Source organism: Devosia sp. (assembly GCF_017744655.1).
Taxonomy (GTDB): domain Bacteria; phylum Pseudomonadota; class Alphaproteobacteria; order Rhizobiales; family Devosiaceae; genus Devosia.
Map to the genome: position 1 here is coordinate 476,739 of NZ_JAGIAW010000001.1, position 22,137 is coordinate 498,875.

General features: G+C 62.1%; 20 protein-coding genes. 16 read left to right on the plus strand and 4 right to left on the minus strand.

Annotated features, from left to right (window positions below; all coding sequences use genetic code 11):
* Positions 1-2 precede the first annotated feature (2 nt).
* Positions 3-446 (minus strand): response regulator, encoded by a 444-nt coding sequence (locus J7557_RS02345; protein ID WP_291416949.1) that lies wholly within the window; start codon positions 444-446, stop codon positions 3-5.
* Positions 443-1,936, minus strand: a complete 1,494-nt coding sequence (locus J7557_RS02350; protein WP_291416951.1) for a CHASE3 domain-containing protein — start codon at positions 1,934-1,936, stop codon at positions 443-445. The genes J7557_RS02345 and J7557_RS02350 overlap by 4 nt, the downstream gene beginning before the upstream one ends.
* 196 nt (positions 1,937-2,132) lie before the next feature.
* Here J7557_RS02350 and rsmH point away from each other — a divergent pair, with 196 nt between their 5' ends.
* From rsmH to J7557_RS02420, 14 genes are all read left to right on the plus strand, one after another.
* The gene (rsmH, locus tag J7557_RS02355; protein ID WP_291416953.1) at positions 2,133-3,134 is read left to right on the plus strand and encodes a 16S rRNA (cytosine(1402)-N(4))-methyltransferase RsmH; all 1,002 of its coding nucleotides are present in this window, start codon (positions 2,133-2,135) and stop codon (positions 3,132-3,134) included.
* On the plus strand, positions 3,131-3,514 hold the full coding sequence (locus tag J7557_RS02360) for a hypothetical protein (RefSeq protein WP_291416955.1): 384 nt from the start codon (positions 3,131-3,133) through the stop codon (positions 3,512-3,514). The genes rsmH and J7557_RS02360 overlap by 4 nt, the downstream gene beginning before the upstream one ends.
* Complete coding sequence (locus tag J7557_RS02365; RefSeq protein ID WP_291416957.1) at positions 3,511-5,247, plus strand: penicillin-binding protein 2; 1,737 nt, start codon at positions 3,511-3,513, stop codon at positions 5,245-5,247. Before J7557_RS02360 ends, J7557_RS02365 begins: the two co-directional genes overlap by 4 nt.
* Positions 5,248-5,250: 3 nt before the next feature.
* On the plus strand, positions 5,251-6,693 hold the full coding sequence (locus J7557_RS02370; RefSeq protein ID WP_291416959.1) for a UDP-N-acetylmuramoyl-L-alanyl-D-glutamate--2,6-diaminopimelate ligase: 1,443 nt from the start codon (positions 5,251-5,253) through the stop codon (positions 6,691-6,693).
* A 171-nt stretch (positions 6,694-6,864) separates the two neighbouring features.
* Positions 6,865-8,253, plus strand: a complete 1,389-nt coding sequence (gene murF, locus J7557_RS02375; protein WP_291416961.1) for a UDP-N-acetylmuramoyl-tripeptide--D-alanyl-D-alanine ligase — start codon at positions 6,865-6,867, stop codon at positions 8,251-8,253.
* Between the two features lie 27 nt (positions 8,254-8,280).
* Complete coding sequence (gene mraY / locus J7557_RS02380) at positions 8,281-9,366, plus strand: phospho-N-acetylmuramoyl-pentapeptide-transferase (protein WP_035087244.1); 1,086 nt, start codon at positions 8,281-8,283, stop codon at positions 9,364-9,366.
* 243 nt (positions 9,367-9,609) lie between these two features.
* Positions 9,610-10,773: an FtsW/RodA/SpoVE family cell cycle protein gene (locus J7557_RS02385; RefSeq protein ID WP_291418270.1), complete on the plus strand. Its 1,164-nt coding sequence runs from the start codon at positions 9,610-9,612 to the stop codon at positions 10,771-10,773.
* Complete coding sequence (gene murG, locus J7557_RS02390) at positions 10,770-11,885, plus strand: undecaprenyldiphospho-muramoylpentapeptide beta-N-acetylglucosaminyltransferase (RefSeq protein WP_291416965.1); 1,116 nt, start codon at positions 10,770-10,772, stop codon at positions 11,883-11,885. Before J7557_RS02385 ends, murG begins: the two co-directional genes overlap by 4 nt.
* Positions 11,882-13,300, plus strand: coding sequence for a UDP-N-acetylmuramate--L-alanine ligase (gene murC / locus J7557_RS02395; RefSeq protein ID WP_291416967.1), 1,419 nt, complete (start codon positions 11,882-11,884; stop codon positions 13,298-13,300). Before murG ends, murC begins: the two co-directional genes overlap by 4 nt.
* 166 nt (positions 13,301-13,466) lie before the next feature.
* On the plus strand, positions 13,467-14,387 hold the full coding sequence (locus tag J7557_RS02400; RefSeq protein WP_291416969.1) for a D-alanine--D-alanine ligase: 921 nt from the start codon (positions 13,467-13,469) through the stop codon (positions 14,385-14,387).
* Positions 14,375-15,256, plus strand: a complete 882-nt coding sequence (locus tag J7557_RS02405) for an FtsQ-type POTRA domain-containing protein (RefSeq protein WP_291416971.1) — start codon at positions 14,375-14,377, stop codon at positions 15,254-15,256. Before J7557_RS02400 ends, J7557_RS02405 begins: the two co-directional genes overlap by 13 nt.
* Entirely contained in the window at positions 15,253-16,566 is a 1,314-nt protein-coding gene (gene ftsA, locus J7557_RS02410; RefSeq protein ID WP_291416973.1) for a cell division protein FtsA, read from the plus strand. The genes J7557_RS02405 and ftsA overlap by 4 nt, the downstream gene beginning before the upstream one ends.
* A 29-nt stretch (positions 16,567-16,595) precedes the next feature.
* On the plus strand, positions 16,596-16,979 hold the full coding sequence (locus J7557_RS02415; protein ID WP_291416974.1) for a helix-turn-helix domain-containing protein: 384 nt from the start codon (positions 16,596-16,598) through the stop codon (positions 16,977-16,979).
* Between the two features lie 106 nt (positions 16,980-17,085).
* A complete protein-coding gene (locus J7557_RS02420; RefSeq protein ID WP_291416976.1) occupies positions 17,086-17,664 on the plus strand; it encodes an NADPH-dependent FMN reductase in 579 nt (192 codons plus the stop codon).
* Positions 17,665-17,781: 117 nt separating this feature from the next.
* On the opposite strand, the gene J7557_RS02425 is transcribed toward J7557_RS02420, so the two are convergent.
* Positions 17,782-18,579, minus strand: a complete 798-nt coding sequence (locus J7557_RS02425) for a nucleotidyltransferase domain-containing protein (RefSeq protein ID WP_291416978.1) — start codon at positions 18,577-18,579, stop codon at positions 17,782-17,784.
* A 54-nt stretch (positions 18,580-18,633) separates the two neighbouring features.
* Positions 18,634-19,095, minus strand: a complete 462-nt coding sequence (locus J7557_RS02430; RefSeq protein WP_291416980.1) for a VOC family protein — start codon at positions 19,093-19,095, stop codon at positions 18,634-18,636.
* A 240-nt stretch (positions 19,096-19,335) separates the two neighbouring features.
* Between J7557_RS02430 and ftsZ the strand changes: the two genes are divergently transcribed.
* Positions 19,336-21,006: a cell division protein FtsZ gene (gene ftsZ / locus J7557_RS02435; protein ID WP_291416982.1), complete on the plus strand. Its 1,671-nt coding sequence runs from the start codon at positions 19,336-19,338 to the stop codon at positions 21,004-21,006.
* A gap of 120 nt (positions 21,007-21,126) precedes the next feature.
* The gene (gene lpxC, locus J7557_RS02440) at positions 21,127-22,074 is read left to right on the plus strand and encodes a UDP-3-O-acyl-N-acetylglucosamine deacetylase (RefSeq protein ID WP_051961233.1); all 948 of its coding nucleotides are present in this window, start codon (positions 21,127-21,129) and stop codon (positions 22,072-22,074) included.
* Positions 22,075-22,137: the final 63 nt, after the last annotated feature.

Below are 22,137 nucleotides of genomic sequence, written 5' to 3' on the forward strand. Positions count from 1 at the left end.
TGTTAGTCGGCCTCGGGAATCTGCATGACCGAGAAGAACAGGCCCAATTGCTTGATGGCGTTGGCGAATCCTTCGTAGTCGACGGGCTTGGTGATATAGACGTTGGCGCCAAGATCATAGCAGCGCTGGATTTCGCGCTGGTCGTCCGTGGTGGTCAGCACGACGACCGGAGAGCGCTTGGTGTGGTCGTTGCCCTTGATCTTTTCGAGAATGTCGATGCCGGTCATGTCGGGAAGATTGAGGTCGAGCAGCACCAGCAATTGCCGGCCCTTGTTGACCGAGCCGGTCCCGTCCGGGCCGAGCAGATAGGCGAGCGCCTCGGTCCCGTTGGTGAACGGAATGATCTGGTTGGCGACACCGGCGCGCCGAATGTTTTTCTCGATGAGGCGCGCATGGCCTTCATCGTCCTCGATCATGATGATGGTCACTGGCCGCGCGTCGTTCATTGGCTCGAAGTCCCCAGATGGCTGCGCAGGTCGCGCGGCAGATTGATGATGAAAGTCGTCCCTTGCCCGAAGGTAGAGCGGAGCGTCACGTCGCCGCCGAGGCTTCGGACCATGGTGCGCACATGCGCCAGGCCAATGCCTTCGCCCGGCTGGCTCTGCTTGCCCGAACGGCGGAACAGTTCGAATACGCGTTCATGGTCGGTTTCGGCAATGCCCCTGCCATTGTCCTCGACCTCGATTTCCACGCGGTTGCCCGGCGCATGCTTGGCGCGGATGGCCACTTTCAGCGCGCGATCGGGTTCCTGATACTTGATCGCATTGTCGAGCAGGTTGCCCAGCACCTGTTCGATCGACAGACGGTCGGTAACCAGCTTGCCCATGCGGACATCGGTTTCGATCGCCCCGCCATTGTCGGCAAGCTGGTGGTGCACGGCGGCGGACGAGGCTTCCGCCACCTCGCGGATATCGACCAGTTCCGGCTTGAGCTGACGGCGGCCCTCGCGCGAAATTTTCAGGATCGCGTTGATCAGCCCGTCCATCTTTCGTGTCGCCGCGCGGATGAAGGAAATGGCCTCCGGCAATTCCTCGGTCGCGGCCTCGCGCGCTTCGATGAAATTGGGATCGGCCTCGGCTGGTTTGGCTTCCATATAGGTGCGCAGCGCCGTGACGCTCGTTTCGAGCTCGCTGGTGAACCCCATGATATTGACCAGCGGTGCACGCAGGTCATGCGTGACGATATAGGCGAAGCGCTGGATTTCCTCATTGGCTTTGCCGAGGTCGGCTGTACGTTCGCGCACGCGTTCCTCCAGGCCCGCATTGGCTTCCTCGACCTCGCGGCGGGCTTTTGCCAATTCGCCAGTATAAGAAAGCACGGCCCAGATCGCGCCGGACACCACGGCCAGAATCACGAGGCCGCCAATAATGGAAACCCAGCGCAGCGCATTGATCGTGTTGCGCTGGTTTGCCACGCCTTCGGTCAGGCGACTATCGACCGCCTCGATCAGTCCGTCGAAAAAGGCCCGGATGCGATCCATGGCCTGCTTGCCCTCGTTGGTATTGATCAGCGCAATGGCGGCTTCGCGGTTGCCCGCCTGGGCTTCGGCAATCGTGCGGTTGAGTTCGTCGATCTTGAAATGGATATCCGCTTCGAGGGTGTCGAGCGGCGCCTGCGCCTGGGGATATGGCCCCAGAACTTCGCGCAGGCGCGCAAGCTGTTCGTCCACCTGGGGCAGGGCGGCGTTGTAGGGTTCGAGATAGGCGTCATCAAGCGTGATGATAAAGCCGCGCTGGCCGGTTTCGAGGTCCTGAAGCTGGGCGCGGAGGTCAACCGCCACGCGCCGTGCGATACGGGCCTCGATGACTTCGTCGAAATAGCCCTGGGAGCGCTCGACGAGCCAGATATTGGCGCCGACGATACCCAGAAGTGCGAGAAGTCCGACCAGCAGGAGCAGGGCCGTTGAACGGACGAATGACTTGCTGGTGATGGGCATGAAGGGTTCCGCTGAGCGATGGCCTTACATGACCCGAATGCACCGCCGCCGCAATAACATAGATTAATCGCATACCGGATTTGATCGACCGGCTTCCGAAGGTGCATGGGAAACAGAATCTTAAGCGTCCACATGCAATTGTCGGAAACGGTCTGCATGGTCGATCTTTGCGGCCTGAAGTGGAGTTTTGGTCAGTATGGGCAAGCGGCACCTGCCCGAATCCCCGGAGATGAATGCACCTCACATCCCCGTCCTTCTGGATGAGGTTGTGGTTGCATTTGCGCCGCTTGCTGGCCGGCGCATCGTCGATGGCACTTTTGGCGCGGGCGGCTATTCGCGCGCCTTGCTCGAAGCGGGTGCCGATGTCGTGGCCATCGACCGCGATCCCAATGTGAAGCCGCATGCCGAGCGGCTCGCTGCCGATTTTCCGGGTCGCTTTCACTTCGTGCCTGGCACCTTTTCCGAACTCGACGTGCTCGCAGCGCCATTCGCACCCATCCACGGTGTCGTGCTCGATATCGGCGTCAGTTCCATGCAGCTCGATGAGAGCGAGCGCGGTTTTTCCTTCATGCGCGAAGGGCCGCTCGACATGCGCATGAGCCAGTCGGGCGAAAGCGCTGCCGATCTCGTCAACACTCTCGATCAGGAAGAGCTGGCCAACCTGCTCTATGCCTTCGGTGAAGAGCGCAAGTCGCGCCGCATCGCTCAGTTCATTGTTGCGGCTCGCGAAACTGCTGAAATCACAACGACGCTCGAACTCGCGCGCATCATCGAAAAGGCCATCGGTCGCAAGCCGGGTGATGCCCACCCCGCTACGCGCTCCTTCCAGGCCTTGCGCATCGCTGTGAATGGCGAATTCGACCAGCTCGTCGAAGGTCTTTTTGCCGCCGAACGTCTGCTCGCCGAAGGCGGTATTCTCGGCGTCGTGACCTTCCATTCGCTTGAAGATCGCATCGCCAAGCGGTTCTTCGATCCCGACAAGGGCGGTCCGGCCCAGTCGCGCCACCTTCCGCAGGCCAAGCTTGATCCTCGCCGCTGGGATCCTGTCGCCAAGGCGATCAAGCCGGGCTCTGCCGAACTCGACCGCAATCCGCGCGCCCGCTCATCGGTTTTGCGCAGCGCCATTCGCACCGATGTCGATGCCCGTCCGGTCTCGTATGACCAGCTCGGCGTGCCCGTGGTCAGGGGGGCTGCATGATCCGGCGCCTCAATATTTTCCTGATCTGCACCAGCATCGTCATGCTGGTAGGCGTCTATATGCTGAAGTTCTCAATCGAAGGCACCGCTGCCGAACGCACCGCGTTGCAGATCCATATTTCCGAGCAGGAAGACGATCTGACCACGCTCAAGGCCGATTGGGCCGTGCTGAACCAGCCCGGCTATGTCGAGCCCATCGTCCGCCGCCATGAGGCCGAGCTGGGCGTCACCCAAGTGCAGCAGAAGCAGTTCGGCTCCTTTGCCGACCTGCCGATGCGCCCGGCCAAGCCCGACACCGCCGCCATGGATGCGCTTTTCCTGGCCATCGATGCGGGCGTAGACCCGATTGATGCCATTCTCGAACTGGAGGGGATCGAATGACCATTGCTGCAGACGGTCTCGTCCCCACCATTTCCCTCGACGGCGTGCGGAAGGCGCGGGGCAATCTCACCCAAGCCCGCATCCGCTGGATGATTCTGGCGCTGGTGCTCGGTTTCGGCGCCGTCGGCGGACGCCTCGTGCAGCTCGGCATGGTCGAAACCGACACGACCATCGAAGGCCAGACGCGCGACGCCATCACCGCGACCCGTCCGCCCATCCTCGATCGCAACGGTCTCGAAATGGCCGTCGATATTCGCGTACCTTCGCTTTATGCCGAGCCGCGTCGTATCATCGACATCGAAGAGGCGGTGACAAAGCTGCGCACAGTGCTGCCCGATCTCAGCGAGGAGTGGCTGCGCAATCGCCTCACCGGCGACAAGGGCTTTGTCTGGCTCAGGCGCGAGCTGACCCCGGCCATCGAAGAGCAGGTCATGCGCCTCGGTATTCCGGGGATCGACTTCATCACCGAATCCAAACGCTTCTACCCGGCGATGAACGAAGCTTCGCATGTTCTGGGCTCCACCAACGTGGACAACCAGGGTATCGCCGGCATTGAGCGCCATATGGACACCGAATCCATCGCGCTGCTGCAGGAACTGGGCCTAGCGCGCGGCAATGCGTTGACCCCGGTTGAACTCAGCATCGACATGCGCGTGCAGCATGTGCTGCACGACCAGCTTACAGATGCCATGACTCGCTACCAGGCCATCGCCGCCGCCGGCGCGATGATGGATATTTACACCGGTGAAATCGTCGCTCTGGCTTCCCTGCCGGACTTCAATCCCAATGATCCCGCTTCTGCGCTGGTGAAAGACACTTTCAACCGCGTCACATCCGGCATTTTCGAACCTGGCTCGATCTTCAAGACCGTCACCATGGCTGGCGCCCTGGATAGCGGCATGGTGCGCATCACCGACGACTTCGATGCGCGTTATGGCGTGCGCTTCGGTCGCTATACCATCGACGATTTCCACGGCAAGCACCGCATCCTGAGCCTGCCGGAGGTCTACAAATACTCGTCGAACATCGGTACGATCCGCGTCATGCAGGCCATGGGCAAGGACAATTATCGCGCCTTCCTCAGCCGCATGAAGTTCGACCAGCGCGTGCAGTTCGAATTGCCGGAAATGCGTGTCCCCAGCGTGCCCAAGGAACTCTCCGAGGTCGGCGCCGCCACGGCGTCCTTCGGCCACGGCCTTTCGGTTTCCCCGCTCCACATGCTCACGGCCTATGCTGCCTTCGTCAACGGCGGCAACTATATCGCGCCGACCCTCTACAAGCGCAGTGTCGCCGAAGCCGAGCCGCTCTATGAGCGCGTCATCCAGCCGCAAACGAGCGCCTATATTCGTTATCTCATGCGTCTTAACGCGATTTCGACCGGTGGCTCTGGCTCGCAGATGAACAAGGCGGCGCAAGGCTACCGCGTGGGCGGCAAGACCGGCACCGCTGAAAAGGTGGTCGATGGACGCTATTCGTCCAACAAGGTCACCAATTTTTTCGCCTCGGCTTTTCCCCTCGATAATCCGCGCTATGCGATGGTCATCATGGTGGACGAGCCGAAGGCAGAGAACCCGCAGTCCGGCACCACTGCCGGCTGGAATGCGGGTACGCTCACCGGCAGGGTTGTGCAGCGCATAGCGCCCATGCTTGGTATTGCCCCGGATTTTGAGGGTTTGCTTGATCAGCAGATCGTTCCGCCAGAAGTCAGGCGGATCTTTCCAGAAGGATATTGATTCGTGTCTCTTAGCGTCTCGCAACTGCTCGAAGGTTCTGGCGCCCGCCCCAAGAAGGGGTTGGGCACGGTCTTTGGCCTCAACTCGGACAGCCGTCGCATCGAGCCGGGAGATATCTTCTTCGCGCTGCCGGGGCAGAAGGTCCATGGCAATGAATTCATCGCCGATGCCGTGCATCGGGGTGCATTGGCCATCGTCACCGACATACACCCAGTTGGCGATCCCGGCGTGCCGGTGATCGTCGTCAAGGATGTTCGCGCCTCCTATGCCCGCGCCGCCTCGCGCGTGTTCGAACCGCAGCCGGAAATCTCGGTCGCCGTCACCGGCACCAATGGCAAGACTTCAGTCGCCTCCTTCGTGCGCCAGATCTGGGATCATGCCGGCGTGCCCGGCGCCAGCGTCGGTACGCTTGGCGTGCAGACCGCCACCCGCACTATCGAAGGCGCGCTGACCACGCCGGATTCGCGCACGCTGCACCAGGCCCTCCGCGCCCTCCGCGCCCAGGGCGTCGACCACGTCGCCGTCGAAGCCTCGAGTCACGGCCTCGACCAGCGCCGCCTCGACGGCATCCACTTCGAAGCCGTCGCCTTCACCAATCTCAGCCGTGACCATCTCGACTATCACGCCGACATGGACGAGTACCGCAACGCCAAGTTGCGCCTCTTCTCCGACCTTCTGGTCGATGGCGGCGCCGCCATCGTCAATGTCGACGATCCCGAATACGAGCCCTTCATGTTTGCCGCGCTCTCGGCCAATGCGACCCTGCTGACGGTCGGCAAGGAAGGCGCCTATATCGAGATCATTTCGATCACTACCGAAGGCTACGGCCAGCGCGTGCAGATTCGTCACATCGGCGAGCTGGTGGATTTCCACCTGAAAATCCCAGGCGAGTTCCAGGTCTCGAACGCCCTGATCGCCGCAGCCCTTGCCATGTCCTCTGGTGTGGACAAGAACGATGCCTTTGCCGCACTGCCGCACCTCGTCGGCGCCGTCGGCCGCCTCGAACTTGTCGGCGAGTACAAGGGCGCTGCCATCTTCATCGACTATTCGCACAAGCCCGAAGCCCTGCGCACGGCGCTCAACACGCTGCGTCCCTACGTCAAGGGCAAGCTCCGGGTCGTCTTCGGCTGCGGCGGCGACCGCGACAAGGGCAAGCGCCCGCAAATGGGCGCAATTGCCAGCGAACTTGCCGATGACGTCATCGTGACGGACGACAATCCGCGCACCGAAGACGCTGCCGCCATTCGCGCCGAGATCCTGGCCGAGGCAAAAGGGGCCAAGGAAGTTGCCGATCGCAAGAAAGCCATCGAAACGGCGATCAAGTCCTTGCAAAAGGGCGACGTCCTGCTCATCGCCGGCAAGGGGCACGAGACCTACCAGATCATCGGCACGACCAAGCACCATTTTTCGGACCATGAAGTGGTGGCCGAGGCAATCAAGGGCTGAGGTCAACTCCCGGCGCGCTCTATCCTTCTTCACCCTCCCCCTTGCGGGGAGGGTCGGGGAGGGGGTATGGCGCCCCTCAAACGATAGGGTGGTGGGCACCCCCTCCCATCCTCCCCCGTCAAGGGAGGTGTCATATCGAGTTCGACACGGTGCCAGCGTGAGAGTCGATTCATGACCCAACCTCTCTACACCCTAGACGCCGTCCTTGCCGCCACCGGCGGCCGCGCCGACGGCGTTAAGGCCGACGCCATCCGCTCCATTTCCATCGATTCCCGCGAAATCGGCCCCGATGCGCTCTTCGTCGCCATCAAGGGCGATCGCTTTGATGGCCACGATTTCGTCGACACCGCCCTCGCCAATGGCGCTGCCGCAGCGCTTGTCAGTCGCGGCACCGGGGCAGGTCGCATCACCGTCCCCGACGCCCTTGAGGGCCTCGTCGACCTCGCCCGCGCCGCCCGCACCCGCAGCCGCGCCCTCATCGTCGGCGTCACTGGCAGCGTGGGTAAGACCACGACCAAGGAAGCGCTTCGCATTGTCTTCGAAGCGGCGGGCGAAACCCACGCCTCCATCAAGAGCTTCAACAACCACTGGGGCGTGCCGCTGATGCTCGCCCGCATGCCCGAAACGGCGCAGTTCGGCGTCTTCGAAATGGGCATGAATGCTCCCGACGAAATCCGGCCACTCAGCCAGTTGGTCCGCCCCCATATCGGCGTCATCACCACCATCGCGCCCGCGCATCTTGAAAAGCTCGGCAGTCTCGAAGCCATCGCCCGCGCCAAGGCGGAAATCTTTGAGGGAATCGAACCCGGCGGCACCGCCGTCATCAATGCCGATCACCCGCAGATTGAGCTTCTCCTCGAATTGGCTCGGACGGCAGGAATAAATGTCGTCACCTTCGGCTTCGCCCGCGGCACCGACTGGCAGATCCTCGATGCGGAAACCGCTGGCGATCGCAGCTTTGCCACCGTCCTCAACGGCGATACCCGTCACGCCCTCATCATCGGTGTTGCCGGCCGCCACATGCTCAGCAATGCAACTGCGGCCTTGGCCGTCGCCAGCCTTGCTGGCGTTGCGCCCGAAATCGCCCTTCGCGCTCTCGCAGGTTTTGGTCCGCAGCCGGGTCGCGGCCAGCGCATCCATCTGGGGCCAAAAGAAAAACCGGTTCTCCTCATCGACGAAAGCTACAACGCCAATACTGCCTCGATGACCGCCGCGCTCGACGTCTTCGGCTCGGTTTCCGCGCCCGGCGGCAAGAAGGTCGTGGTTCTTGGCGACATGCTTGAACTCGGTGAAGCCGGTCCTGCGCTCCATGCCGGCCTTGCCGACACGGTTCGCAATAGCGGCGCGGATAAGGTCTATGTCGTGGGCGCCAATATGGCGCGGCTTGCCGAAGCGCTCCCCAAAACCCTGTCTTCCCGGCATTTCACAACCGTCGAAGAAGCCACTCCAGAACTGCTCGCCGAGCTTGCCTATGGTGATGCAGTTATGGTCAAAGGATCGAACGGCATTGGGCTTTCCCGCCTTGTTGCCGCCATCAAAGACAAGTTTGAACAGCGTTAAAGCGCCCAATCAGGACAATAAGAGAGCATGCTCTATTTTCTCGGCCAGTTGGGTGACTCCCTCGCCGCGTTCAACGTCTTCCGCTACATCACTTTCCGCACCGCGGGGGCGATGATCACGGCCCTGTTCTTCGTCTTCATGTTCGGTCCGGGCATGATCGCGCTGCTGCGTCTCAAGCAGGGCAGGGGCCAGCCGATCCGCGAAGACGGCCCGCAGACGCACCTCCTCACCAAGAAGGGCACGCCGACCATGGGCGGGCTGATGATCCTCTCGGGTGCCGTCATTTCGACCCTGCTGTGGTCGAACCTTTCCAACGGTTACGTCTGGGTGGTGCTCTTCGTCACCATCGGCTTTGGCGCCATCGGCTTTTACGACGACTATCTCAAGGTCAAGCGTATGAGCCACAAGGGTTTTGGCTCGAAGCAGCGTCTGCTTCTCGAAGCCATCATCGGCTGTATCGCCGCCTTCGCCATTTCCCAGCTCGCCGCCGGTTCCTACGGCACCTCGCTGCTCTTCCCCTTCGTAAAAGACCTCGCGGTCAATCTCGGTTACTTCTACATCCTCTTCGGCGGCTTCGTCGTCGTGGCGGCCGGTAACTCGGTCAACCTCACCGACGGTCTCGATGGCCTCGCCATCGTCCCGGTCATGGTCGCCGCGGGTTGCTTCGGCTTCATCGCCTATCTCGTCGGCAGCCAGAACTATGCCGATTATCTGCTGCTCAACGCTGTTCCCGGCACGGCCGAGCTCGCCGTCGTCTGCGGCGCGCTGATCGGCGCCGGCCTCGGCTTCCTCTGGTTCAATGCTCCGCCGGCCCAGATTTTCATGGGCGATACCGGCTCCCTGGCCCTTGGCGGCGCGCTCGGCACCATCGCTGTCGCCACCAAGCACGAAATCGTCCTCGGCATCATCGGCGGCCTCTTCGTGCTCGAAACCGTCTCGGTGATCGTGCAGGTGACCTCGTTCCGCCTGACAGGCAAACGTGTGTTCCGAATGGCGCCCATTCACCACCATTTCGAGCACCTCGGCTGGACCGAAAGCCAGGTGGTGATCCGCTTCTGGATCATTTCCTTCGTGCTGGCGCTGATCGGGCTATCGAGCCTCAAGCTGCGCTAAGACACGACTCACGTTCTCCCCATCCCATCGTCATTGCCGGGCTTGTCCCGGCAATCCATCTCGCCTCCGCATGGACCACCGGGACAAGCCCGGTGGTGACGATAACTGGGGCAATTCTCCAGCCACAAAACTCACACAGGCTTTCCGGCTGACTCGCAAAACGCGAAATCCCTTACCAAATCGGTAACCACCGCTCGGTACAATTGTCTGCAGTTTGTATCGAGTAGCCGGCCCAGCCACATGATGTTCTCCCGCGCCGAAAAAACGCCCCTCGCCGAATGGTGGTGGTCGATTGACCGCGAATTGCTTTCCGGCCTGATCCTGCTCCTCATCTGCGGCATGGTCCTCAGCCTTGCCGCGAGCCCGCCGGTGGCCGAGCGTATCGGCCTCAATGAGTGGCATTTCGTCATTCGTCACGCCATGTTCTGCGCACTGGCCGTGCCGGTCATGCTGGCGACCTCGCTCCTCAGTCACCGTCAGGCGCGCTTTGCCGCCCTTGGTACGCTGATCATCATGACCATTCTCCTCTGGGCAACGCTGCGCTTCGGTACGGAAGTGAAGGGCGCGCGCCGTTGGGTGACTTTTGTCGGTCAGTCCGTGCAGCCTTCTGAGTTCGTGAAACCTGCTTTCGCCGTCATCGGCGCCTGGCTCTTCTCCGAATATATGATCCACCGCAACGTGCCCGGGCGCCTTATCGCCACGGCGCTCATGCTGGTCATCGTCGCCGGCCTCTTGCTCCAGCCCGACATCGGCCAGACCGCGCTGATCCTCGCCACCTGGGCCGTGCTACTTTTCCTATCCGGCATTTCCTGGTGGATCATTTTTGGCCTTGCCGGTGCGGCCGGCGGTCTCCTTGTTGGCGCCTATGTCTTCTTCCCGCACTTCGCTCGACGCATCGATACGTTCCTCAACCCCGAAGGCGGCGGCAATACCTACCAGATCGACCGCGCTCTCCAGTCGCTTGCGGAAGGCGGCTGGTTCGGCCGTGGTCCCGGCGAGTCGATGGCCAAAAAGCTCATCCCCGACGCGCACGCCGATTATGTCTTCTCGGCTGCTGCCGGCGAATACGGCATCCTGTTCTGCATGGCGCTCGTCGGCCTCATCGCTTTCATCGTGCTCCGTGCCATGATGGGTGCGCAGCGCCAGCAAAGCCTCTTCGCCCGCCTTGCCGCCTCCACAATCGCCATCCAGTTTGCCATGCAGTCGGGCATTAACCTCGCGGTGAATCTCAACCTGATTCCCCCCAAAGGCATGACGCTGCCATTCGTGTCCTATGGCGGCACGTCCATGCTTGCCGTTGCCTTCGGCATGGGGTTGATGCTCGCCATGACAAGAACCAAGCCCGAGGAGCGCATGACTACCGGCATACCATCCTATCGCAGCGCCGTGGTCGCTCCTGCTGAATGAAGACTTTTGTACTCATGGCCGGCGGCACCGGCGGCCATCTCTTTCCTGCCATGGCCCTCGCGCAGGAGTTGATCCGGCGCGGCCATGCCGTCGAGCTGATGACGGACCATCGTGTCGAAGGCTACGGCCAGGATTTCCCGGCCCGTCGCATCCACATGGTCCCCTCGGCCACCCCGAGCCTCACCAATCCCTTCAAGTTCGCCGGTGCCAGTTTTACGATTGCCAAGGGCGTCGCAAAATCCTTCGGCATTTTGCGCGCGCTGCGCCCTGACGCCGTCATCGGCTTCGGCGGTTATCCGACCTTTCCGCCCTTCATCGCCGCGAGCCTGCTCAGCGTGCCCGGCATCCTCCACGAGCAGAACGCCGTCATGGGCCGCGCCAATCGCGCGCTCAGCCGCTTTGCCGATGTGCTTGCCCTGAGCTTTGCAAAGACCCGCTTTGCCGATGATCAGGGCCTCGACAAGGTTCTCACCGGCAATCCCGTCCGCGACAGAGTCCGCGCTATCGCTGCCAGCCCCTTTCCTGAGCTTTCCGCGACCAGCCCGATCAATCTCGTTGTTTTCGGCGGCAGCCAGGGCGCCCGCGCCATTTCGGACATCGTACCCGAAGCCATCTCGCTGCTGCCTGACGCCCTGCGCTCGCGCCTCCGTATCGTCCAGCAGGTGCGCCAGGAAGATCTTGATCGCGTCACCAAGATCTATCGGACTTCACGCACCAGCGTCGAACTCGCGCCCTTCTTCACCGATCTGCCCGAGCGCATTGCCCAGTGCCACCTGGTCATCGGTCGCTCCGGCGCCTCGACCATTGCCGAGTTGACTGTCATCGGTCGTCCCTCGATCCTCATTCCGCTGCCCGGTGCGCTCGATGCCGACCAGAAGAACAACGCACTTGTGGTTGAAGCCGGCGGCGGCGGCTGGGTGATGGAACAAGCCGCGCTTTCGCCGCAATCGCTTGCCACTCGCCTCGAGACACTGTTTACCGACCCCACTAGCCTTAGCAAGGCTGCCAGCGCCGCACAGGCACTCGGTCAGCCCCGCGCCGTTGAAAAGCTCGCCGACCTCGCCGAAAGCCTGGCCGGCCAGGGCACAAGCACATTGGAATCCGCCTCATGAAAATGCCCCGCAATATCGGCCCGGTCCACTTTATCGGCATCGGCGGCATCGGCATGAGCGGCATTGCCGAAATCCTGCACAATCAGGGCTATACGGTCCAAGGCTCCGACGCCTCGCTCAATCCCAATGTCCAGCGCCTCAGGGACATGGGCATCAAGGTCGAAATCGGCCAGAGCGGCGACAATCTCGGCAAGGCCGAGGTCGTCGTCGTCTCCTCCGCCATCAAGCGCGACAATCCCGAACTGGTCGAAGCCCGTGCCCGCGCGCTCCCCATCGTGCGCCGCGCCGAAATGCTCGCCGAACTTATGCGCTTCAAGACCGCCATCGCCATTGGCGGCACGCACGGCAAGACGACGACGACGACGCTGGTCGCGACGCTCCTCGACGCCGGTAACCTCGACCCCACCGTCATCAATGGCGGCATCATCAATGCCTACGGCACCAATGCGCGCCTCGGGGCAGGTGAGTGGATGGTGGTCGAGGCCGACGAATCCGACGGCACGTTCACAAAGCTTCCCGCCGACGTTGCCGTCATCACCAATATCGATCCCGAGCATCTCGACCACTACGGCGACTTCGAAGGCGTGAAAAAGGCCTTCCACCAGTTCGTCGAAAACGTGCCCTTCTACGGCTTTGCCGTCATGTGCCTCGATCACCCCGAGGTGCAGTCGCTGGTTGGTGAAATCCGCGACCGCCGCGTCATCACTTATGGCCGCAACCCACAGGCCGACGTACGTCTGCTCGATATCGAGAACCGCGACGGCGTGCAGCATTTCTCAGTCGAGATTCGCGACCGCATTCGCCAGACGCAGCTCCGCATCGATGGCCTCGAATTGCCGATGCCGGGCATCCACAACGCCCTGAACGCAACGGCCGCCATCGCCGTGGCAGATCAGCTCCACGTTCCCGCCGAAGCCATCCGCAAGGGCCTCAAGGGCTTTACCGGCGTGAAGCGTCGCTTCACCAAGACCGGCGAAGTCGGCGGTGTCACTGTCATCGACGACTATGGTCACCACCCGGTCGAAATCGCCGCCGTGCTCAAGGCCGCGCGCCAGTCCGCCCGCCGCGATGTCGTCGCCGTGGTCCAGCCGCACCGCTTCAGCCGCGTACACGACCTCTTCGACGACTTCGCCGCCTGCTTCAACGATGCCGACACCGTCATCGTCGCCCCCATCTACGCTGCCGGCGAACAGCCGCTACCAGGTGTGACGCACGAAGAGCTGGTCAACCGCATCCGCGCCCGCGGCCATCGCGATGCTCGCGTGCTGAACAAGCCCGAAGACCTCGCCGCACTAGTCGCCTCGCGTGTTGAAGACGGCGACTACGTCGTCTGCCTCGGCGCCGGCAATATCACCCAATGGGCGGCGGCTTTGCCGGGTGAATTGGGTAAGCTTATGGGGAAAGAGCCCTCGTGATAGCCTCCCCCTCATCCGGCGCGGCGCGCCACCTTCTCCCCGATGGGGAGAAGAACAGATCGGCGACCACCTCTTATTCCTCTCCCCATCGGGGAGAGGTGGCTCGGCGCAGCCGAGTCGGTGAGGGGGCTTCTATCCACACGCTCAAACTTCGCGGAGACGACCTATGACCAAGCACGTCGCCGTCCTCATGGGTGGCTGGAACAATGAGCGCCCCGTTTCCCTCCGCACCGGTGCCGGCTGTGCCGCCGCGCTGCGCGAAGCTGGCTACCGGGTAACCGAAGTCGATGTCGGTCGCGACATCGTCCAGGTGCTCACGGCCCTCAAGCCCGACGTTGCCTTCAACGCCCTCCACGGCCCCTTCGGTGAAGGCGGCTATATCCAGGGCGTGCTCGAGCTGCTCGAGATTCCTTATACCCATTCGGGCGTGCTCTCATCGGCCCTCGCCATGAACAAGCATCAGGCGAAAATCCTCTTCAAGGCCGCCGGCATTCCGGTGACCGACCACGTCGTCGTCTCGCGCGCCGAAGCGGCCCGTGCCCACGTCATGGCGCCGCCCTATGTCATCAAGCCGCTTGCCGATGGCTCCAGCTTCGGCGTCTTCATCGTCAAGGCCGAGACCAGCCATCCGCCGCAGGAACTGCTACGCGAGGACTGGACCTCGGGCGAAGAAATGATGGTCGAACGCTTCATTCCCGGCCGCGAACTTACCTGCGCCGTCATGGGCGATGTAGCTCTGGGCGTTACCGAAATCATCACCGACCGCACCTTCTTCAACTACGAAGCCAAGTACAGCGATGGCGGCGCCGTCCACGTCCTGCCGGCCCAGTTGAAACCGAAAATTTACGACAAAGTGCAAGAATACAGTCTAGCCGCCCATGCGGCCCTTGGCTGTCGCGGACTGACGCGGTGCGATTTCCGCTACAACGATGCGGCAGGCGAGGATGGTGAACTGGTACTCCTCGAAATCAACACCCAGCCGGGTATGACCGAGGTGTCCCTGGCGCCCGAACAAGCTGCTTATGCGGGGCACTCCTATTCGGAGCTATGCGCCTGGCTGGTGGAGGATGCGAGTTGCAACAGGTAAAGAGCGAGGCATTTTTCGCCGGGGCCCGTCCCGTCGATCCCCGCACACTACCTGTCCCCGCGCGCCGCTCCCCCCTGCAGCGCGTCAATAACCGTTTCAACCGCGCCTTCGTTCTTCACGGCGCTGCCATCCGTCGCAGTTTCATGATTGCGGGCCTGCTCGCTGGTGTGGCGGCGGTCTACGCCGCCAACGAACCCATCGGCGCCGGCATTGGCGCGCTCTCGACGCTGGCGCAGGGCGGCTTCGCCGAAGCCGGCCTTTCGGTTGGCGAAATCAACATTTCCGGGCAAACACTGACTTCCGAGCAGGCGATCTTTGACGCCCTCGGCATCCAGCCCGACACCTCCACGCTGTCATTCGATGTCGAAGCGGCGCGCGAGCGGATTGCCGAACTCCCGGCTATCGACACCGTTACCGTCCGCAAGACCTATCCGGCCGATGTCTCCGTATCCGTAACCGAGCATGTGCCCGTCGCCCGCTGGCGCGTCGATGGAATTACCTTCGTCATCGATTCGGCCGGCGCCCAGATCGGCGAAGATGGCGGTGCCTATGGCGATCTGCCGCTCGTCATCGGCGATGGCGCCGCGGACGACGCGCTCGTCATGATCCGCGCGCTCAGCCATGTCCCGCAATTGCAAGATGGCCTCGTGGCCCTCTCCCGCATCGCCGACCGGCGCTGGGATATGATTTACGACACAGGCCTCCGCATCCAGCTTCCCGAGCAGGGCGTCGCTCAGGCGCTCGTGAAGCTCGCCGCTTACCAATCCGAATATCAACTGCTCCAGCGTGACCTCGACGTCATCGACCTGCGTGTCGATAGTATCGTCGCCGTGCGGCCGACCAAACGCGAAGACCCCAAGAAATCATGATGACCGATGCGATGACATCTCGGTTGCGGCCCGTTGTTCCCGGCAAGGCTACCCTTGTCGCGGTGCTCGATATCGGCTCGACCAAGATCTGTTGCGTTATCGCCCGCCTCGTGCCGCGCGCAGAGGGCAGGTCCCTCCGCGGTCGCTCGCATCAGGCTGAAGTGATCGGCTTTGGTTACGGGCCGTCCTCGGGCGTCAAGAGCGGCGTCGTCACCGATATCGAAAAGGCCGAGCAGGCCATCCGCAATGTCGTCGGCATGGCCGAGCGCGCCGCGGGCCTGACGCTTGAATCGGTCCTCGTCAACGTCACCGCCGGCCGTCTCGGTTCGGAAACCTTCTCGGCTGCCGTGTCGCTCGACGGCCAGGAAGTCGAAAAGACCGACATCGTCCGCGTATTGAAAGCGGTCAATTCGCGCTCCGTTCGTCCCGAACGCTCCATCGTTCATGCGCTACCGATCGGTTACGCATTGGATGGCCAGAAGGGCATTCGCGATCCCAAGGGCATGGTCGGCGAAAAGCTTGGCGTCGATGTCGCTGTGATCTCCGCCGAAACCCTCGCCATGCGCAATCTCGAGCTGGTGCTGCATCGCTGCCACCTGCAGATCGAGGCTCTTGTTGCGACGCCCTATGCGTCGGGCCTTGCCAGCCTCGTCGATGATGAGGCCCAACTCGGCGTTGCCTGCCTCGACTTCGGTGGCGCCACAACCACGGTTTCCGTCTTCAACGATGGCCATCTCGTCTATGCCGATGCCATCGCCATCGGTGGCCATCACCTGACCCTCGATATCGCCCGCCAGCTCTCAGTCAGCGTGGCCGATGCCGAGCGTCTCAAGACCCTTTATGGCTCCGTGCTGCCCGGCCAGGCCGACGAGCGCGACATGATCGCCATTCAACCCGTTGGCGCCGCGCTCGACGAAGCGCCGGGGCAGGTGGCTCGTTCGGTTCTCACCCGCATCATGCGTCCGCGTATCGAGGAAATCCTCACCGCCATTCGCGACCGTATGCAGGCCACCGGCATGATGGATATCTGCGGCCGCCGCTTCGTGCTCACTGGCGGGGGCAGCGAACTCACGGGCCTGCCCGAAGTCGCCCGCCGCACGCTGGCCCGCAACGTCCGCAATGGCCGCCCCATGGGCATTGCCGGCCTGCCCGAAATCGCCAAGAGCGCTGCCTTCTCGACCGTCGCCGGCATGCTGGTCTATCCCCAGGTTTGCGCCCAGGAATATACCGAGCCGCGCAACTCGCGCCGCCTTACCGGTACCGACGGCTATATCGCCCGCGTCGGCAATTGGCTGCGCCACAGCTTTTAATTGACTTCGGTCGCACCTAGATTGCGAGTATGAGCAAGCACATCTTCAAGGATCGGGCCGCCCATGTGCCCGATTTCTGTCGCCCCACCGTCGACGTCATCGCCCAGTTCAGCGGCAAGTGGTCCATCTTCGTCATGGGAAGCCTGAACACCGGCCCGCGCCGGTTTTCCGAGTTGGAAGAGTCGATCACCGGCATATCCCAGCGCATGCTGACCCTGACGCTACGCACCCTGGAGCGCGATGGCCTGGTGTCCCGGCAGGTGACGCCTTCGATTCCGCCGCGCGTCGATTATGAGCTTACCGATCGCGGCCGCAGCGCCTTGGCGCCACTGACCGCCCTCCATCTCTGGGCGCAGGAACACAACGACGGAATCGAAGAGTCACGTCGCGCCTTCGACGATCGAAACGTGTAACCGGCGTACATTTTTGTTCGTCCCGAACAAAAATTTCCCGATCTTGAGAGGCCCACTGGGCAGGTCCCATTTCCGGTCTGGTTATTTCACCAGTCAGGAATTCACTATGACCACCAAGCCCCGCATCGGCATTGTCATCAGCACGACGCGCGCCACCCGCTTTGCCGACAAGCCGACCAATTGGCTCAAATCCATCGCCGAGGCGCGCGATGACATCGAGGTCGAGATCGTCGATCTGCGCGACTATCCCATGCCGTTCTTCGAGGCTGCCATGTCGCCGGGCTATGTCCCTGTCGACCATCCCGCTGCCCGGGCATGGGCAAAGACCATGGGTGCGCTCGATGGTTACATTTTCATCACGGCCGAGTACAATCACTCGATCTCCGGCGTCCTCAAGAACGCCCTCGACCATGCCTATCCCGAATATACCAAGAAGCCCGCAGCCTTCCTCGGCTATGGCGGCGTCGGCGGCGCCCGTGCTGTTCAGCAGCTCCGCCTTATCCTAGCCGAGCTGCAGGTCGCCACCCTCAAGTTCGCCGTCCACATCAACGCCAACGAGATGCTGCCACTGATGAAGGACGAAAAGGATTTTGGCGATTTTCCCTACCTCGCCGATGCCGCAAAGCTCATGCTTGACGATCTAGCCTGGTGGGCTGGGGCGTTGAAGACCGCGCGGGCTGCGTAACCCTTTCCGGCTCCCCACCCACGGTGTCATTCCCGCGAAAGCGGCAATCCCTGTTTCGAAACAGAGATCCCCGCTTTCGCGGGGATGACACGATGGAAATAGAACGGCAGCAGGAGCTTACCAATCCGCCTTCACCCCAAGCTTCTCTTCCAGCACTTTGCGTGTCGCCGCCTCGAACGCTTCTGGCCATTCGACGCCCAAGCGCTCAGCCATCGCCCTTGCCCGGGGCATGAATACCCGAGCCACTGCCAGATGAGCGTCGATCACCGCATCCGCCGTGGCGTTCGGAAAGGGCAGGTCGCTCATGATTCTGATCTGTTCGGCCGGCAAGAGCTTGGACATATGCAGGATGCCGCCGGTATCCGGATCGCTGACATCCTGCATATAGAGGTCTGCGAGCAGCCCGCGAAGCAGCCCGTTGCCCATCACCGCCGTCAGATATTCTCCGCGCCCAATCGCCACCGGCGTCAGCCCAAGAATACGGATGAATTCATTGATCTGGTAACGCAGAGCGTGCGGATTGGGCGATTTCAGGGGCAAGGAGGCTGGCAGGCCGTCATGAATGCCGTCCCGGTCGATCAGTGGCCCAATGGTGTTCTTTGCCCGCTGCCCGATATGGCCGGGCTCGACCATATAGAGATCGCAGCGTAGCCAGTCCTCGGTCACGGCATTGATCAAAAACCCGCCGCGCTCCAGCTCATTCCAATAGACCACTGGCTGCAAGGCGTTCAGCGCCACCTTCCATCGATCCGCAACGCCGCGCTGGTCACCTTTGCCGACAATAGCCAATAGGTCGACATCGCTCCATTCGTCGTGCGTGCCGCGACCAAAGCTGCCGGAAAGAAAGAGGCCGCGTACGGCCTCATCATCTCTGAACGCGGTTTTTGCCGCGGCGATAATGTCTTGCTGGTGCATGCTGTCCTCCGAAGAGGAGCCTAGTCATGCTCCGGCCCATTGACCAGTTCCGCATTAGCTACCGGCATAGGCCTTTTCGAGGTCCGCCAGGATCAGCTTCTTCATCCCCATCATGGCCTGCATGGCGCGGTCTGCGCCCGCCTTGTCCGGCCCGAATACGGTGTCACGGAACTGCTTTGGCACCACCTGCCAGGAGAAGCCGAACTTGTCCTTGCACCAGCCGCACATGCTCTCTTCGCCGCCATTGTCGACGAAATTGTTCCAGTAATAGTCGACCTCTGCCTGACCGTCACACTCGATCATTATGCTGACCGCCTCGGTGAAGGGGAATCGCGGGCCGCCATTGAGCAGGAAAATCTGCTGGCCGGCGAGTTCGATCACCGCCGTGAAGGCGGCAGAATCAGGGGAATTGCGTACGAGTTCGATCACCTTCGAATCCTTGAAAGTGGTCGTATAGAACTTGATAGCCTCGTCGATACGGTCATCGAACCACAGGCAGGGGGTCAGCTTGGTCATCACGATCTCCTCTCTTAATAAATAACCAAAAGGCTATATTCGTATTTGGTTATTAAATAAATCCCCGGCTGTCAAGCGGGTTTGCGGGCGCTCGCGCGGTTAATGGGACATGAATGGGTAACCATGCTGTCTCGCAATTTGCGCAGAAGTTAACGCGGTTGGGACAATTGTTAGGCTCTGGTTAACGAATTGGCGGGTAAATCTTTACCTAACCACGCCACCTATGGGGCCAAGCCATAAATGACCATCAATCTCACGATCCCCGATATCCAGGAACTCAAGCCCCGCATTACTGTCTTCGGTGCCGGCGGCGCCGGGGGTAACGCCGTCAACAACATGATCGAGTCCGGTCTCAGCGGCGTCGATTTCGTGGTGGCCAATACGGACGCCCAGGCACTGGCCCTCTCGAAGGCCCAGCGTATCATTCAGCTCGGTGTCGGTGTTACCGAAGGCCTCGGCGCAGGGTCGCACCCGGAAGTGGGTCGCGCGGCTGCCGAAGAAAGCTGGGATGAGATCAACGACCATCTCTCCGGCTCGCACATGGTCTTCATCACCGCCGGTATGGGGGGTGGTACCGGTACGGGTTCCGCCCCGGTTATTGCCCGCGCCGCTCGCGAGCAGGGCATACTGACGGTTGGCGTGGTCACCAAGCCGTTCAATTTCGAAGGCAATCGCCGCATGCGTCTGGCCGAGGACGGCATCGACGAGCTGCACCGCCATGTCGATACGCTCATCGTCATCCCGAACCAGAACCTCTTCCGCGTCGCCAACGAGAAGACCACCTTCGCCGACGCTTTTGCGATGGCCGACCAGGTGCTGTTCTCCGGCGTTGCCTGTATCACTGACCTCATGGTCAAAGAGGGCCTGATCAACCTCGACTTCGCCGACGTCCGCGCCGTCATGCGCGGTATGGGCAAGGCGATGATGGGTACCGGTGAAGCATCGGGCGAAGATCGTGCCCGCCACGCCGCCGAAGCCGCCATTGCCAATCCGCTCCTCGACGATGTCTCGATGCAGGGTGCCCGTGGCCTCCTCATCTCCATCACCGGCGGTCCCGACCTGACCCTTTACGAAGTCGATGAAGCCGCGAGCCGTATCCGCGAGGAAGTCGACTCCGACGCCAACATCATCCTCGGCGCCACCTACGATCCGGACCTCACCGGCACCATCCGCGTGTCCGTGGTTGCCACCGGCACCGATGCCACCATGGTCCAGGCCCTCGAGCCGGCCAAGCCGCACGCGTCGCGCACCCCGCTGGCCGTCCGTCGCCATGTGCCGGTCGAAACCACCCGCGCCGCCGCACCGGCCCCCGAGCCGACTGCCGAACTGATCGAAGACATCGGTTTCGAGGTCGAATCGGCCGTTGCCCAGGCGTTCGCTGCCGAGCGTCCCGCTGCCGCGCCCCAGCAGCACTATATGGAAGATGACGGTATCGTCGTTGAGCCCTATACCCCCGCTGCCGAGATGCATGCGGAGCCGGAAGAGGCTCCCATGGTTGAAGAAAAGCCGATCCCGAGCGTTTACGTGCCGTCTCATGCGGCCCGTCCCGACGGCCAGCGCCGCATGCCGCGTACCGAGGAGCTTCCGGTTGTTGCACGCCAGTCACAGCAGGCACAGGATCGTCATGCCGAAGAGCCGCGCAATGCCCGCGCTCTCTTCAAGCGCCTGGCCTCCAATGTGGGTCTGAACCTGGGTCAGCAGCAGGTCGAACCGCGTCGCGAACCGGCCTCCAGCATGGCCGATGATGCGGCTGCCCGCAGCGCGATTGAGGCAGGCGGCGCAAGGACTTCCCGCGTTCCGCACGCTTCGGAAGGCGCGCGTGGTAACCTCGACAATCAGGGTCGCAGCCAGCCGGCAGCCCCGCAGAAAGACAGCCTGGAAATTCCGGCCTTCCTCCGTAAGCACGGTTAAAGTCTCTTAAAGAGAACTCTGTAAACGTTACTCGGCGCGGCTTCCGCGCCGAGTTTTTTTTGGCTAACAGTTGCGCGAGCGTGAGACCCTTGGGGGTGGAGTAAGAAAAGTATGAAAACAATGTCCACACGCCAGCGCACGCTTTCCGGCGAAGTCACCTTTTCCGGCTATGGCGTGCACTCAGCTGCGCCTGTAAATCTCACGATCAGCCCGGCTCCGGCCGATAGCGGCTTCCTCATTCGCCGGGATCTCGGCGAGGGGCGTGTAACCCAGCCCGTTTCCGTGCATTTCTCGCGCGTCAGCCGCACGACTCTTTGCACCACGCTTGATCTCGGCGACAGCGTCAGCGTCGCGACCGTCGAGCACGTCACTTCCGCACTGTCCGGCATGGGCGTCGACAACGCGCTCATCACCGTCGATGGCCCGGAATGCCCCATCCTCGATGGCAGCGCGCATCCCTTCGCAGCCGCCATCATGGAAGTCGGCCTCGAATCTCAGCCGGCCCCGCGCAAGTTCCTGAAGATCATACGCGCCGTGACCGTGCGCAACAATGACGCCTTCGCCGCGCTTGAGCCCTATAACGGCCGCGCGCTCGACCTCGAAATCGACTTCGATTCCAAGGTCATCGGCCGCCAGCGCATGATCTTCGACTGGACCCCGCGCCGTTATCTCGACGACGTCTCCCGCGCCCGCACCTTCGGCTTTGCCCGCGATGCCAAGGCGCTGCGCCAGGCCGGCTACGCACTCGGCTCCAGCCTCGACAATTCTATCACGGTCGATGAAGACCGCGTGCTCAATCCGAACGGCCTGCGCTACGAAGACGAATTCGTGCGCCACAAGCTGCTCGATGCCATTGGCGATCTGTCGCTCGGTGGCCTGCCCATCTGGGGCCGTTTCCGCTCCTATAAGGGTGGGCATGCGCTCAATGCTCATGTCCTGGCGGGTCTCTTTTCGAGCGAAGCCAATTATGAGATAGTCAACGCCGAGGATCTGCCGCTGGAAGTCGAGGCTTTCGACGACCATCCGGAGGGTTTGGGCGTTCGCCATTATCTCCGGTCCGTGCGCTGACCGGCTTTGCCGGTCGCCACGCCACAGTTTTGATCCAATTACTAATTACGCCGCAAGCGCTTG